The organism is Staphylococcus hominis subsp. hominis (genome assembly GCF_002901845.1).
Lineage (GTDB): Bacteria > Bacillota > Bacilli > Staphylococcales > Staphylococcaceae > Staphylococcus > Staphylococcus hominis.
In genome coordinates this window covers 479465-496093 of the sequence record NZ_PPQE01000025.1, presented here as the reverse complement: position 1 = coordinate 496093, position 16629 = coordinate 479465, and the positions used below count along the sequence as shown (strand labels likewise).

Here is a 16629-nt window from a genome sequence, read left to right as displayed (position 1 = left end):
TACAATCTTCTATGTCATATTTGTGTTACTTTTAGGATGAATATAATTAAATTGATCGACTTGATAAACATCTACAAAACGTGTTGTAATTTCGTAAGGTTTTCTGAAATTCATATCAGAGACTATTAAAGAGCCATCATTATTGACTTGTTCTACATAAGCAACATGTCCATGTTTTCCTTTTGGATAATGTAAAATAGAACCCTTAGTTGGATTTTCATTGACTGTATATCCTTGTTTCTTAGCCTTATTAGCCCAATATTTAGCGTCACCCCATTGGTTACTTATTAAATGATGATCTTCTTTTACTCGATCAAATACATAGTAAGTACATTGACCTTTAGCGTATGTGTTATATTTCATAGGATTTTTTTCCCAAAAATGAATTGTAGGTTCAGTCATATCTTGATTGTCTAGACCATCAAAAATTGCACCGCCCGTAAATATCATGCATACAAATACCATTAAAAAAATCCATTTTTTCATTTCATCACTCTACCTTTATAAAATTAAATCTAAATTGGATACCATCTGGGCCTTTAATATTGATATGATGTGTTTCTGGATAATGAAAGTCAACGATAGATAGACCATAAGTATGTTCATTATCTATTCGCTTTATTTTTGAATTCCATTGATTCATTGAAAGATGACAATAATATTGTTCAGAAGCTAAATAAAAAGATTCATCATCTAAATATGCAGAAGGTACTAGTCCAAAATAGTTTAGATAATACTCTCTTACTTCATTTAATCGAATGGTTTTTAAACTAATATTCCCAATTTTACTATCATTAGGTAAACCTTGCCATCCGATGGTTGATGCATATGGTAATAATGAAGAAACATCGAGTGGCTTAATATCGAGTCTAATCCATTCACTTTCTTGTTTCCAATCAGAAATCGATTTATCAACATAAAACTTAAACATATGACCTTCTGGATCTTCGACAAAAATAAATGTACATACGTTTTGTTCTCCACCATTAATTGGTAACTCATAGTCATTTAACTTTTCGATTAGATCTGCCAGATGGTGTGTATTGGATAATTGAACTCCTATATAAAATAAACCAGCTTCTTGAGATAAAGGATTTCGTCCAGATTTTATCTCTCTTAAAGTAATATAATGGTGACGATCTCCAATTTGATATTTGACAGCCGTTAATGTCTCTTCCACCTTTTTAAATCCTAATAATTCTTCATAGAACGGTTGTAAAGTACGTAAATCTCTTACATTTAAAGTGATACCATTAATAAAATGTGCATCATTATCATGAAACATAGGGTACCTCCTAAATTTTAAAATCTCTCTTTCAATTTAAAATAGCTACGATTAATGATTATTCTATAATAAAATAATTAAAATTTTATCAGTCTTAATGCGTAATATTCAACTATTTAGGCTAAAAAAAGCTTTCGATAGAAAGAACTTCATGGCTCTTCCATCGAAAACTTTTAAATACATAAAGTATACTATTTTTTAGCTAAAAATTTATTGTATATTCTTGCACCAACAAATGCGCCAATCATTGCACCAGTAGTCATAGCAAGATTAGTAAAAATTTTATTAACAGGATCTTGTTTATCTTCTTCTTCATTAGCTAAATGATTCATATGGTGTTTAAACACATCCATCACAAACTTATGTGCATTGGCTTGAGTAAACTTATAAACTCCCCATGGTAATGTTGGTTCATATTCATGTAATGCTACAATACCTTCATTAGTATCTAATATACGCCTAAATTCAAATCGCGCATTACCGCCGTCTTTAGCCATTGCTAAATCTCCACCAACAATTTTATATACAATCATTTCACTCGTAGAATCATGATTATGTCGTGTCATTTTTAAAATGAATTTCTTTATTAATGGTAATTGAATATTAAATTCATGCTCATTAATGGTACCATCTATTAAATGAAGCGTAATATCATTTATAAATTCTGCATATTCTCTTGTTACATCACGCATTGAATAACTTTCAGGAATTTTAAAACGCGTTATTGCTCTAACATCTTTCACTTCATTTTTCTTATCTTGCTTTGATTTAGGTTTAGACTGTTTTGTAGTTATTGTTTGTTGTTCATCTTGTTCTTCTTTCAGTGCTTTTCTTACACTTTCTTCATAATTCATTTTCCCTAATGATATTTCAGGTTTTATACGCTCAGGCTGTGGAATCATATCATGCACTAAACTATCCATAAGTGGGTATACCATTTCTTTAGGTACTTGCGAAATCAGTCTAACCCAAAATCGACTTAACCAAATAGGAATAATTGGTAAATTCAACATAGGTAAACGTTTATCAAGAATAGCCGCTGTACGTTCAAATAATTCTTGATAATTCATTACCTTAGGTCCTGTAATATCAAATGCTTCATTTTCTTGTGGAGAACGTTCAACTAACATAGCTAATTTATCAATAACATCATCAATAGATACTGGCGCAATCATATTGTGAGCCCAGTTCGGTAGAATCATTGCTGGCAAACGCTCTATCATTCTTTTTAAAATAGGATATGAGCTACCTTTTGAACCTATAATTAGACCAGCACGTAATGTGCTTACAGGGATGTCATAATATCCTAATATTTTTTCACATTCTAACCGACTTTTTAAGTGAGGTGATAACTGAGTATCATTTGGGATAATACCACTCATAAATATAATATGTTTAACACCTTGCTTTTTTGCTGCACGTCCAAAATTATCAGCTAGTAGTGCATCCATATCTTCGAAATTCGCTTGTGTAAGTTTAGCACTTGGCATCATTGAATGAACAAGATATATCGCAGTATCTATACCTTCCATTACCTCAGTTATAGCATCTAAATCAAATAAATCCGCTGATTTCCAAGTTACATTTCTTTCATTTTTTTTATTTTGAGCATTTCTTGATATTGCGATAATCTCATGATTATCTTTTAATTTATCTTTTAAATGACTACCGATATATCCAGAAGCCCCAGTTAGTAAAATCTTGCCCATAATTTTATCCCTCTTCCTATATCTATCATAAACATACGAGAAATATTCCATCACTTATTATGTGTTATAACCTAGTTCCTCTTCATCTAAACTTGAAACTCTATTCAGCTATATTTTCAAACTATTATTATTTAATATTTATATACTTTAAAAAAAACGCTCGTAATCCTTAATTAGGTTACAAGCGTTCTATCTTTATTGAATTAAACTAAAGTTTTTACGACTTCTTGACAACGTGGACATAAATGATCAAGTTCACCAACAGATCCTAATGCTTCACTATAATTCCAACATCTTTCACATTTTTCACCTGAAGCATGGTCAATACGAATGTCACCATGTTGATATTCATTTCCATTGTCTACTTTTTCAGTCACTTCAACTTGAGAGACGATAAATAATTGTTGTAAGTCATTAAATTGTTGTAAAAATTCTGCAGCTTTAAAGTGATCATTGTTTCCAATCACTACTTTAGCTTCAAGAGATTTACCGATAACTTTTTCATTACGTGCTGCTTCTAATGCACGGTTTACATCATCACGTAATGACATAAATTGATTCCATTTATCTAATAACTCTTGATCAACGTCCACAACTTTTGGCATATCTGCTAAATGAACACTTTCTTCTTTAACATGTGGTGTATGAGACCATACTTCTTCGGCAGTGTGTACTAAAATAGGAGCGAGTAATTTGGTCATATCTACTAAAATTTGATACAACACTGTTTGCATGCTACGACGTTTATGTGCGTCTTTTTGTTCAATATACAGAATATCTTTACCATAATCTAAATAGAAGTTACTTAATTCAACATTGATAAAGTTTTGAACTTCTTGATAAATATTTAAGTAATCAAAGTTATCATAGTGATTAATAGTACTAGCAGTGAATTCACGTAAGCGATTCAATAAGTAGCGATCTACTTCTAATAATTCATGTTCAGGTACACTGTCTGTTTCAGGATTAAAGTCGTTAATATTACCTAACATAAATCTTAAAGTATTTCTGATTTTTCTATAAACATCAGACGTTTGTTTTAAAATTTCATCTGAAATACGTACATCTGCTAAGTAGTCTGTACTACTTACCCATAATCGTGCAATATCTGCACCTTTTTGTTTTACTACTTGATTAGGTACGATAACGTTACCTAAAGATTTACTCATTTTTTTACCTTCGCCATCCATTACGAAACCATGTGACAATAAGAATTTATAAGGCGCTTGTTCTCTAGTCGCAACTGCTGTAGTAATTGAAGAGTTAAACCAACCACGATATTGGTCACTACCTTCAAAATATAAATCGGCTGGGAAATGCAATTCTGGACGAGTTTCTAACACGCCTCTATGAGATGAACCAGAGTCAAACCAAACATCCATAATATCTGTTTCTTTAGTAAATTCTCCATTAGGGCTTCCAGGATGTGTGAATCCTTCAGGTAATAAATCTTTAGCTTCTCTTTCAAACCAAACATTTGAGCCATATTCTTCAAATAAATCAGCTACATGATTGACTGTTTCTTTTGTCATAATAATATCGCCATTTTCAGCGTAAAATACAGGCAATGGTACACCCCATACACGTTGACGAGAAATCACCCATTCACCACGATCACGAATCATATTATAAATACGTGTTTTACCCCAATCTACTTTAAAATCAGTTTCTTCAATCGCATCTAAGATATCTTGTCTCACTTTATTAATTGAAGCAAACCATTGAGGTGTTGCACGGAAAATAACTGGTTTTTTAGTACGCCAATCATGCGGATAACTATGCGTAATAAAGTCTAACTTTAATAAGGCACCTTTATCAGTTAAAAGGTCTGTTACAGCTTTATTTGCTTTATCATAGAACATACCTTCAAATTGTCCGCCTTCCTCGGTGAAGACACCTTTATCATCCAAAGGACTGATAACAGGTAAATCGTATTTTTGACCTACAACATAGTCATCTTCCCCGTGACCAGGGGCAGTGTGTACACAACCAGTACCAGCATCAGTTGTTACATGACCACCATTAATGACTAAGGATACTCGATCTATGAAAGGATGTTGTGTTTCAACATACTCTAACTCTTTCCCTGTAAATTCTTTTTCCAATTGAATAGTATCTTTATCCCAACCTAATGCTTCAGAAACGCTTTCAGCTAAAGCTTCAGCAATCACATATTTCTTACCATTTACATTATATTGACCATATTTCAAGTCTGGATGAACTGTAATTGCTACGTTAGAAGGTAATGTCCAAGGTGTAGTTGTCCAGATAATAAATTGAGCATCCTCATCGATAGTACCTTTTGAATCTTTAACATCAAAGGCTACATAAATAGATGCTGAACGTTTATCATGATATTCAATTTCAGCTTCAGCAAGTGAAGATTCACTTGATGGTGACCAATATACCGGTTTTTTACCTTTATAAATTAAACCTTTATCAGCCATTTCGCCAAACAAACGAATTTGAGCTGCTTCATATTCAGGTTTAAGAGTAATATATGGATTATTAAAGTCCCCACGTACACCTAAACGCTTAAAATCTTGTTTTTGAAGTTCAACTTGTTCTAAAGCAAATTCTTTACATTTTTCTCTAAACTCAGCAATTGACATTTTTTTGCGATCAACGCCTTTTTTAGTCAATGCTTGTTCAATTGGTAAACCATGTGTGTCCCATCCTGGAACGTAAGGTGAGTAAAATCCTTGCATCGTTTTATAACGTACAATAATATCTTTAATAATTTTATTTAATGCATGTCCCATGTGAAGATTACCATTTGCATAAGGTGGGCCATCATGCAAAATAAATGATTGATTTCCTTCATTTTTCTCTAAAGCTTTTTGATAATGATTATTTGCTTCCCATTGCTCTTGAATTTTTGGCTCTTTATTAGGTAAACCTCCTCGCATTGGAAAGTCAGTTTTAGGCATTAATAAAGTTTCTTTGTAATTCATATTTTCCACTCCTTAAATATAAAAAGAACTCTAAGTTCAATTAATAGGGACGAGAAACCCGCGGTACCACCCTTCTTAACTCAACTTAGAGTTCTCTTCTTAATATTATAAAATTTTAATTTGCCAGTGATATAAAAAATAGACTTATATTAGGCTTGCACCGTGTCCTAACTCGCTGTGAAAAGTTTATTATTTTTTACGTGTCTGACATTTTATTAACTATTTATTTGATGATGATTCGCTACTTGAAACATCCTTATTTTCAGAAGTAGACTTATTTGTATTAGTTGTTTCATTAGAATTGATTGACTGATTTTCCTCATTTGATACTGTCTCAGTTGTTTCACTCGTTGGAGTTTCACTATTCGCATTTGGATTTACATCTTGTGGATTTAAATGCTGTATGTTTTCTTGTGTCACTTGTTCTGCATCAAAATCATAATTTAATAAGTAATCCCAATCATCATTTTTCAATAAATCCAGCTGTGCTTCTACAAGCATACGAAATCTTGATCTAAATATTTTAGATTGACGTTTCATATCTTCAGTTTGGAAAGATAAATGACGTGCTTTTTCAATAGCATCATTTACAATCACATCAGCTTTCGCTTTTGCTTTAGAGATAATTGCTTCTGATTCTTTTGTGGCAGCAATTTTTGTTTGTTCTCCAGCTTGTTGAGCTTGAATAAGCGCATCACTTACTGATTGATGAACATCTTGATAAGATTTAATATTAGTATCTCTCTCTTCAAGCACTTTTTCAAGTTGTTTTTTTTCTTCTTTAAGTCTTTCAATCTCATTACTTAATTGAGTTAAAAAGTCGCTAACTTCAGCAGGCTCCAAACCATTTTTCACTCTTGTAAATTCCTTATTTCTTATTTCATTAGGTGTAAAAGCCATCTATTATCCTCCTTAAAACGAACCATCATAAAGGTGTTTTTATTATTTATCAATCAATATCATTTACTTAAATAGTGTTTGATACGTTATATGAACTTTTTCTTTTTTAGTTTTGCCACCTATATCAACAATTCGAGCACGTCCAAATCCTTGAATAGAGAGCAAATCATTGTTTTGAAGTTGAAAATCGGGAGAATCGATTAAAGTATGATTCACTTTTACCCGTTTTTTTTCAATTAATTGTTTAGCAATTGATCTAGATTTTCGAATCATTTCTTTTAAAACGACATCTAATCTTAAAGCACTGACTGTACTATGATGAATATTCCAATTCTCTTTTGATTGTATCATATCTTTAAATGGAATAGAATCAAGTTTGACTGTAGCACCTTTAATCTTTGTTAATTCCATCATAATATATGATTCCAATTGCTTTGTCAAAACAAACTGAATCGTATCACCAACAAGTATATCTCCTACTTGTTCTCTTTCTATACCTAAAGACATTAAAGTTCCAAGTACATGTTGATGTTGAATAGACACAAATTTCTCAGGATAATTAATTTGGATTAATACTTCTTCAAAATCACCTTCAGTAGGTTCAAAATAACTAGGCGCAATAATTGCTCTCTTTCTTTCTGCCGATTGACCACTGAAATAGCTCACTTTCATATCTTCAAAACTACCGACGATGACTTCTAATATATATTGTTCTCTAGGATCTAAAAATGAAGTCAATACAGGTGCATATTGTTGATTAACTTGTTCACATTTATCTAATAATTGATTAATAAGTGGTTGTTCTTCATTTCTAAAGTGCTGATAAATATCGATGATTAACGCCTCCTCTTTTAAGTGTTAAAGAGCCTGAGACATTATGCATATCACAGGCTCTACTAACTTATTATAAAATTATTTTAGTATTAAATAATTTAATATCATATCAAAAATACTTTGCAATCCATATTGAAATAATACAAGTACAAATAATGCTACAATTGATGAAATATCAATCATACCAATGGGTGGAATAATCTTTCTAAATGGCTCTAAGAAAGGTTCATATATCTTACTTAAAAATGATCCAAATTTAGATTCTCTAATTGTTGGAACCCATGAAGTAAAGAAATAAATAATCATTCCCCAATAATAAATTTGAACTAGTAATATTATAAAGTTAAATATACTAGCTAATATACCAACATCCATATATTATATTCTACTCCTTAAATTATTCGTAATGTTGTTGTGTATTCATCTGTTCAAGGTGATCGGTAATACTACCTGCCACCTCAACATTATCAGGTGTACAAAGGAAGATATCAGCACCTACACGTTGTATATCTCCGCCAATGGCATAAACTGTTCCGCTTAAGAAGTCAATAATACGTTTCGCTGATACTTTATCAATACGTTGTAAGTTAACTAATGTCGCACGACGATTTTTAAGTTCATCTGCAATGTCTTGAGTATCTGAAAATACACGAGGTTCAAATAAGCACATTTTTGAATTTTCGTAATTACTATAACCTGTACCAGCTGATTGATTCATAGTAACAACATTTTTTGAATTAGACTTATTTGATGTATTTCCCATACGATAATTCCTTTCTTCAGTATTGTAATTTTTTGATACTTTCTTTTGAGGTACAGTTTTTAAGTGATTTTGATTATTCTGTGTTCTTTCAATAGGTTGCTGTTGCATATTACGATTTTGATTTTCTTCATTTTGTGTTACACGCTGTTGTCTTTCAGCAGGGCTTTCGACTTCTTCTTCATCTTCCATTAGGAAAAAATTATTAAATAAATCCTTGATAGCCACGGGGCTCACTCCTCTTCTCCAACAAGTTTAGTCCCTATTCTTATAAATGTAGCACCTTCTTCTACAGCAATAGTATAATCATTACTCATTCCCATAGATAAATATTCACATGGTGCATAATTCAATTTAAGGTTTTTAATTTCATCTCGTTTTAATCTCAATTGTTTAAATAACTGATGTATGTAGTCCTTATCATCGGTATAAGGCGCCATTGTCATTAATCCAACAATTTTAATATTGTCGAATGCTTTAATTTGTTCAATAAAATCATTAACTTCACTAAGCGCAATACCATGTTTAGTTTCTTCACCAGAAACATTCACTTGGATAAAGCATGAAATAGTGTGAGTTGCTCTTTTATTAATTTCTTTTGCTAAACTCAAACGATCTAGTGCATGTAAATAATCGATGTCATTAATCACATCTTTTACTTTTCTAGACTGCAGTGAACCGATAAAATGCATTGTAACATCTTTAGGTAAGGCTTGTTTTTTTTCTAGAAAACCTTCTACTCTATTTTCTCCAAAGTGTCTTAAACCAGCATCATACGCTTCTTTTGCTCGGTCTATTGTAACATATTTTGTTACTGCAATCACGTTTGGAGCGGTCTTAATTACACTTTTTTCAAGATGATGATTAATTTCCGCTTTTATTTTTTCTAAATTTTCTGTCACTTTCATTATATATCAACCTCTTAACTTTGTAATGACATAAAGGATTATAGTGATATAACTGCATTACACTACACTTCTCCTTTTTGACCTATAAATGCTAGCATCCTGCCAGTTTTACCTTTTTCAACACGATAAGAGAAAAAAAGCGATAAGTCTTCTGATGTAGTGTATTTTGTAATATTAATATTTTCAGCTGGTACGCCACTATTTTTTAATAATAAAGCGTTAGCTAATTTTAAATCAATACCATGTCGATCAGTATCTCGTGTTTCAATATATTTGTCAGAATTAATAGGCAATGTTTCAAATTTATTTTTAATATCATCATTTATTTCATAGGTTGAAGAAGTCGCTGGACCTATGACTACATTTAAATCTTGATAGTCAAATTCTACATATTTAAGCATTTCTACTACTATTTGACCATATGTTCCTCTCCACCCCGCATGAGCTAGAGCGATAAAATGATGTTTTTCACTATAAAAATATACAGGTACACAATCAGCATAACACATCGTTAATAATATATCTGAATCATAAGTGTACATACCATCAATTCCATATAATTCATTACCTAATGCCTTAATATTAGCGCCACAATGTGCTTTAGTAATGTGAGCGATATTATTTTCGTGTGTTTGAATAGGAAAAACCCATTGTTGTGTAGGAAAGTTGATAGCATTAGCTAATATCTCTTGATGATGCGTCACATGACTAGGTTCATCATCAATATAACGTGCCATATTAAATGCATCTCTTGGATATGGACTTTTTCCATCTTCACGTGTAGTAAAACCAAGTGTTAACTGATCATATTGTGATGTATAACTCAAATAATGTGGCTGTTTTATAAATTTTTCCACGTTGTGAAAACCACCCTCACTTTTAAGAATAATCATATCTAGACTATTGTTTTATATTTTATCTGCATTTCGATTAAAAGATGTATATAAATGTATTATATAACATATTTCTTTTTAAATTAAACAAAATAAAAAGAGCAGCATTCTCCTCAGAAATCACTGCTCCTTATTTTATATTTATGCTTTAATATTAGCGTCTAGTTCTTCTAGAACGTCTTTCTTCTCTATTACGAATAAAGCTAGGAATATCATCATCTTTAGTAGTATGACTTCTTTCGCTTAGACCATCAGAAGGACGTGAATTAGATGTACTATGTGTGAATGAGTCTTCTTTTGGTGCACTTTGAGTTGATGGACTAGAAGTTGCACTTGAACCAAAACCAGTACTTGACGCTTTACGTCCTTGAGATGTTGGTTTGTCTTCAAATCCAGTTGCGATTACTGTTACAACAATTTCATCTTGTAATTCTGGATTAATTACAGTACCGAAAATCATATTTACATCTTCATCTGCTGCATCTTGTACAATATCAGCTGCTTCTTGAGCTTCGAATAAAGATAAAGATTCGCCACCTGTAATGTTCATTAACACACCTTGAGCACCAACAATTGATGTTTCAAGTAATGGAGATGAAATAGCTTTTTTAGCAGCTTCCACTGCTCTATTTTCGCCTGAAGATACACCAATACCCATTAATGCAGAACCTTGGTTAGACATAATTGTCTTAACGTCAGCAAAGTCTAAGTTCACTTCACCTGATACAGCGATTAAATCAGAGATACCTTGAACACCTTGACGTAAAACATTATCTGCTTCTTTAAATGCTTCCATCATAGGAGTTGATTTATCAACAATATCTAATAAACGATCGTTAGGGATAACGATTAATGTATCAACTGCCGCTTTCATAGCTTCAACACCTGCTGCTGCTTGTGTAGAACGTTTACGTCCTTCAAAGCCAAATGGACGAGTTACAACACCCACTGTTAATGCTCCCATTTCTTTAGCAATTTTAGCAACTACTGGTGCAGCACCTGTACCAGTACCGCCGCCCATACCAGCAGTAACGAATACCATATCAGCGCCTTGAATAGCATCTTCAATTTGTTCACGTGATTCTTCAGCAGCTTTTTTTCCAATTTCTGGATTTGCACCTGCACCTAAACCACGTGTTAATTTTTCACCGATTTGTATTTTAGATTCTGCTTTAGATAAGTTTAAAGCTTGCCCATCAGTGTTAATAGCAATAAATTCAACATTGTTCATTCCATGATCAATCATGCGGTTAACAGCGTTGTTACCGCCGCCACCTACACCGATGACTTTTAATGTCGCCAAATGATTAAATCCTTGTTCAAATTCTAACATTTATTTTTCCTCCTAGTCTTAATGGCCAATTATTCAAATAGAGATTTCATAAGCTTTTTAAATTTGCTTTCTTCTTTATCAGATTTTTCATGTTCATCATCATAATGATGTGTTCCATCTTGATGGTTGTTTTCGTCATACGTTTCATAATCATCATGTTTCTCCGCTTTTTCACGTACTTCTGGCTGATGATTTTCGTCAGGGTCTTCGTTTTTATTAGATTTACGTTTAAACCAGTCAAAGCCACCTGATTTTGAAGTATGATTGTGTTCGTCATTTTCAATGACTTCTTCTTCAAATTCATCATTATCTTGATAATTTATTGTAACATAATCTAATAATTCATCAAATGTGATACTACTAGATATTGTAGAAATCGCTGAAGTAAATTCAGGTTTTCTAATTCCCATTTGAGAAGGTGTATGGATTCTTATTTTTTCATTAACCATTGTACTTAGTAATTCTTTAACGCCCAATAAGTTTGAAGAACCACCTGTAACAATGAATCCACCATTTACTTTAGTTAATCCTAAATCTACCAACACATCAAATACTTCATCAAAGATATCTTGCACTGTTCTTTCAATAACTGCACTTAAATCTTTTTGAGTATACTCTACTAATTCGTCACTATCTACCTGATCAACACTGAAAACGTCTTGATCAGACGCTGATTGTGTATAAGCATGTCCATATTGATGTTTAATTTTTTCAGCTGTTTCATATGTAGTGTTTAATTCTTCTGCGATATCATCTGTAATATCACGTCCAGCTAATTCAATTGAATCGGCATCTACAAGTTCACCGCGTTCATAAAAGGCGATTTGAGTGAGATCTTCACCAATATCAATTACACATGCACCTAATTCTTTTTCAGTTGCAGATAAAATAGAGCCATAGTTATAAGCATCTGAATAGACGTCCAATACATCTACTCCACAAGATTCTACACATTTAATCATATTAATTAGAATTGACTTGTGAATTGCAATAACACCTGCTTCTACTTTTAACGAGTGTCTTGCAATGAGTTCTTTAGGATCCGAAACCTCGTTATCTCCATCTACAATGAATCTAATCGGAAACACATCAATAACTTCTGTATCAGGTACATCATTTTTTTGACGTATACCTTCCAATACTGTTTCAATATGTGATCCACTAATTTCTGTATCTTCGTAAAAATCAATTTCGTTTTCTTCATCGTACACTTCAGTACCAATGATAGGTAATTTTAAGAAAACTTCTTTTATATCCACACCTGATGCGATAGAAGCTTTTTTAATTGTATCTTTAATTGCTTGTTTCGCAATATCAAAATCATCAATCAATCCATTCTTAATACCGCTAGTGTAGGTTTGCCCTGTACCTATCACATTAATACCATTGTGAAATTTTTCGCCTACTATTGTTTTAACACTTGATGAACCAATATCTATGCTTACATAGTAATGTTCCTCCATAGATAGGCACCTCCTGACAAAATACTATTAAAATACACTATATTTAGTTTACAATACGTCGTTTAGCTTGTGAACTATAAACACATATTATTATCGAAATTTTTTAATTATTTGTATCCGATTGTTCGCTTATTTTATTTAATGCACTTTGTAATTCATTTTTTGCTTCTGTTTCTTGCTGTGTTTTTTGACGAACATTTTGATCGGACTTAGAATTAATACTGCTATTTTCATTATATGGAATAAATGATGCTCCTACAGATAAATCAATATATCCTTGTGTTTTTAATTGACCTGAACTATCTTTTGCAAGAGATTGAGACATTTGAGGATAATACTCGATTTTGTTAGCTAGAGTATTGATGTCTCCTACTACTTGCATGCCATCTTTCATATATAAAAGGACTCGATTTTGTTGATTCTGTAAAGGTGCATATTTTATTTCTGAAATCATATCTCTCGTTTCATTAGACATTTTAGATAATGCTTTCGTGATACTATTTAAATTGTCACCTTTAAAATCTTCTAACACAGGTGCACTATTCGCAATATCACCATTATAATTGTCTAATTTTTTATTTCCTTCAATTATTGGCACATATTTATTTTTATCTTTTACAATACCTACTAAATTATTTTCAATAATTTTAACATTTAAAGTATTAGGCAACTGTTTATTAATCTGAACATCTTTGATTAATGAATTTTTCTTTAAATTATTGATAGCTTTGCTTTTACTAAAAGTATAAATGCGTGATCCTTTTTTGATATTTAATTCTTTTTCAACTTGACTATCACTTACATTATGATTACCACTAATATTAACATGAGAAATTCTACTTAATGGTGTAAACATATATAGTAGAAATAATATAATTAAAAGTATTAAAGTAGTAACAATAATATATTGAATACGTTTTTGTCGCTTTCTTTTATCTATCTTTTGTTGTTCTCGTTTTTCAGCTACCGTTAAGTGACTATATTTATCATTTTGAAATTTATTGCGTTTTTCTCTTAACCTTGTTTTTACTTCTTTCTTTAAATTTTCACCTTTATTTTTCGAAGAATTTAAAGATTTATTTGACCTTCTATCATTTGAAAGATTCTTTTCTTTTTGGAGTCTATCTTTTGATTTAACATCATCTTTAATTTTTTTATTTTTATCATTTTCTAATTCAGTTTTGTCTTTATCAAATGAACGCTTGATAGAACGAATCTTTTTATTTCTATTGCCCCTTGTATCATCCAATTACTTCACATCCTTTAATTAAGATGGTAGGTATGCACGGAAACTTTCAATAAATCTTTCGCCACGTTCTTCAAATGTTTTATATTGATCCCAACTTGCACATGCTGGTGAAAGTAAAACAACATCATTAGGTTCAATGACATCTTGAACTTTTTTTACTGCATCTTCTATATCAACTGCTTTGATTACTTCTTTACCTTGACTATTACCTAATTTAGCGAATTTATCTTGAGTTTCACCGAAAACTACCATTACTCTAACATGTTTCATGTAAGGAATTAATTCATCAAATCCATTACCTCGATCTAAACCACCACATAACCAGATAATAGGTTGTTTAAATGAATTTAAAGCAAACTGTGTTGCTAATGTATTGGTTGCTTTAGAGTCATTATAGTATTTATTTGTTCGATTCGTTCCAATATATTGTAATCGATGTTCAATACCTGAGAATGTTGTTAAACTATCTACGATAGCCTTAATTGGCACGCCTGCAAGTATTGCAGCTAAAACAGCAGCTAAAATATTTTCTAAGTTATGTTCTCCCGGTAAAACTAAGTCATCAATATTAATAAGGTTAACATTATTATAAACGATATAATTATCTTTAATATAGATGCCATCTACTTCTTGTTGAGTAGAAAAATATAATGTTTTAGCTTTTAAATTTTCAGTTTCAATTAAATGACGTTGATGATAATTACAAATCAAATAATCATCTTCTGTTTGATTTTTGTAAATACGTCGCTTCGCATTTTGATAATTTTCTAATGACTCATGATAATCTAAATGAGCAGAATAGATATTTGTAATGATGGCAATGTGAGGTCTGTAATGTTCAATGCCAAGTAATTGGAATGAAGATAATTCAGTGATTAGATATTCATCAGGTGACGTTTCTTGAGCTACTTTAGAAGCAACATACCCAATATTTCCTGAAAGTCTTCCAGTTAATCTACTTTTTTTAAACATATCTCCAATGAGAGAAGTTGTTGTTGTTTTACCATTTGTACCAGTTACGGCGATAATTGGAGCTTCAGAAATTAAATAACTTAATTCTACTTCAGTTAAAATTTTAAGACCTCGTTGATATGCTTCATCAATAATTGAAACTGTATAAGGTATACCTGGGTTTTTAACAATAATTGGGTTGCTATCAAGTAATGATAATGGATGACCACCATCAACAATTTTCACCCCTAATGTTTCTAAGTCTTTTGCATGGGGATCTTTAGATAAATCTTTCCCATCATTTACAGTTACATTTGCACCTAATTTAACTAATAACTTAGCAGCTTCATAACCACTTTTTGCTAATCCAACTACAAGAACATCTTTATTCTCTAATCCTGTATAATTTAGCATTCTAATGCACTCCTATCCATAATCCAATTAATCCTGAAATTAACCCCACAAGCCAAAATACTGAAACAACTTTCCATTCACTCCATCCGCTAAGTTCAAAATGGTGATGAATTGGTGTCATTTTAAAGATTCTTTTTTTAGTTAATTTATAAGATGATACTTGCAACATTACTGATAATGTTTCGATAACAAATACTAAACCTATAAAAAGTAATGAAAATTCTTGGTTTAACATGATTGAAATTGTAGCAAAAATACCTCCTAATGCTAAGCTTCCTGTATCTCCCATAAATACTTTGGCTGGATTTAAGTTATACGGTAAGAAACCGAGTAATGCAAAAATCATAATAATACAAAAAGTACCAATTGCAGGGGCATTTAACATGAAACTCATAATTGCATACATAGTGAATCCAATAATTGATAAGCCAGTTGCTAATCCATCCAATCCATCAGTTAAATTAACTGCGTTTGAAAACCCAACTTGCCAAAAAACAATAAAAATAACGTACGCAAACGACAATGGAATTCCAAAATTAGTAAATGGAATATTTATACTTGTTGAAAATTCTATTAAATGAAAAACATCACTTAGAATGAAAAATATAATTGCTATTGCAATTTGAGCTAAAAATTTCTGCTTACTTGTAAGTCCTTGGTTATTTTTTTTAACTACAATAATGTAATCATCAATAAAGCCAATGAGTCCAAATCCTATTGTGACAAAGAGTAATAGAATAATGGGATTAGAATGATCTGTGAAAAATATAGCAATCATAGATGTAATAATAATACTAATTAAAAACGTTAAACCACCCATGGTTGGTGTACCCGTTTTTTTCATATGGCTTTGAGGACCTTCTTCGCGGATACTTTGACCAAATTTCATTCGTTTAAGTGTCGGTATAAGTACAGGAACTAAAATAAATGTGATAAGTAATGCGATAATCGCAAATATAAAAAGCATGGTAATCTC

15 protein-coding genes are annotated in these 16629 nt (G+C 31.4%); all 15 read right to left on the bottom strand.

Going from position 1 to position 16629, the window contains the following annotated elements; translation table 11 throughout:
* Window positions 1-9: 9 nt before the first annotated feature.
* The gene (locus CD034_RS04065; protein ID WP_002455452.1) at window positions 10-486 is read right to left on the bottom strand and encodes a CHAP domain-containing protein; all 477 of its coding nucleotides are present in this window, start codon (window positions 484-486) and stop codon (window positions 10-12) included.
* A gap of 4 nt (window positions 487-490) precedes the next feature.
* Complete coding sequence (locus CD034_RS04060) at window positions 491-1285, bottom strand: VOC family protein (protein WP_002448857.1); 795 nt, start codon at window positions 1283-1285, stop codon at window positions 491-493.
* Between the two features lie 191 nt (window positions 1286-1476).
* Window positions 1477-2994 (bottom strand): NAD-dependent epimerase/dehydratase family protein, encoded by a 1518-nt coding sequence (locus CD034_RS04055; protein WP_064206887.1) that lies wholly within the window; start codon window positions 2992-2994, stop codon window positions 1477-1479.
* A 203-nt stretch (window positions 2995-3197) separates the two neighbouring features.
* Entirely contained in the window at window positions 3198-5948 is a 2751-nt protein-coding gene (gene ileS, locus CD034_RS04050; protein WP_002448848.1) for an isoleucine--tRNA ligase, read from the bottom strand.
* Window positions 5949-6167: 219 nt separating this feature from the next.
* Complete coding sequence (locus CD034_RS04045; RefSeq protein WP_103288158.1) at window positions 6168-6848, bottom strand: DivIVA domain-containing protein; 681 nt, start codon at window positions 6846-6848, stop codon at window positions 6168-6170.
* A 63-nt stretch (window positions 6849-6911) separates the two neighbouring features.
* A complete protein-coding gene (locus CD034_RS04040; RefSeq protein WP_103288157.1) occupies window positions 6912-7685 on the bottom strand; it encodes a YlmH family RNA-binding protein in 774 nt (257 codons plus the stop codon).
* A 75-nt stretch (window positions 7686-7760) separates the two neighbouring features.
* A complete protein-coding gene (locus tag CD034_RS04035) occupies window positions 7761-8057 on the bottom strand; it encodes a YggT family protein (protein ID WP_002448805.1) in 297 nt (98 codons plus the stop codon).
* A 22-nt stretch (window positions 8058-8079) separates the two neighbouring features.
* Complete coding sequence (locus CD034_RS04030) at window positions 8080-8670, bottom strand: cell division protein SepF (protein ID WP_002455458.1); 591 nt, start codon at window positions 8668-8670, stop codon at window positions 8080-8082.
* Window positions 8671-8675: 5 nt separating this feature from the next.
* Complete coding sequence (locus CD034_RS04025; RefSeq protein ID WP_103288156.1) at window positions 8676-9350, bottom strand: YggS family pyridoxal phosphate-dependent enzyme; 675 nt, start codon at window positions 9348-9350, stop codon at window positions 8676-8678.
* A 62-nt stretch (window positions 9351-9412) separates the two neighbouring features.
* Window positions 9413-10243 (bottom strand): peptidoglycan editing factor PgeF, encoded by an 831-nt coding sequence (pgeF, locus tag CD034_RS04020; protein WP_049418217.1) that lies wholly within the window; start codon window positions 10241-10243, stop codon window positions 9413-9415.
* A gap of 154 nt (window positions 10244-10397) precedes the next feature.
* Window positions 10398-11576 carry a cell division protein FtsZ gene (ftsZ, locus tag CD034_RS04015; protein WP_002448818.1) on the bottom strand — a complete coding sequence of 393 codons (1179 nt, stop codon included), beginning with the start codon at window positions 11574-11576 and terminating at the stop codon, window positions 10398-10400.
* A 29-nt stretch (window positions 11577-11605) separates the two neighbouring features.
* Window positions 11606-13039, bottom strand: a complete 1434-nt coding sequence (gene ftsA, locus CD034_RS04010) for a cell division protein FtsA (RefSeq protein WP_002448732.1) — start codon at window positions 13037-13039, stop codon at window positions 11606-11608.
* 103 nt (window positions 13040-13142) lie between these two features.
* Window positions 13143-14288, bottom strand: a complete 1146-nt coding sequence (locus tag CD034_RS04005) for a cell division protein FtsQ/DivIB (protein ID WP_002455461.1) — start codon at window positions 14286-14288, stop codon at window positions 13143-13145.
* An 18-nt stretch (window positions 14289-14306) separates the two neighbouring features.
* Complete coding sequence (gene murD, locus CD034_RS04000; RefSeq protein ID WP_002448780.1) at window positions 14307-15653, bottom strand: UDP-N-acetylmuramoyl-L-alanine--D-glutamate ligase; 1347 nt, start codon at window positions 15651-15653, stop codon at window positions 14307-14309.
* A 1-nt stretch (window position 15654) separates the two neighbouring features.
* Entirely contained in the window at window positions 15655-16620 is a 966-nt protein-coding gene (gene mraY, locus CD034_RS03995; RefSeq protein WP_002448868.1) for a phospho-N-acetylmuramoyl-pentapeptide-transferase, read from the bottom strand.
* Window positions 16621-16629 lie beyond the last annotated feature (9 nt).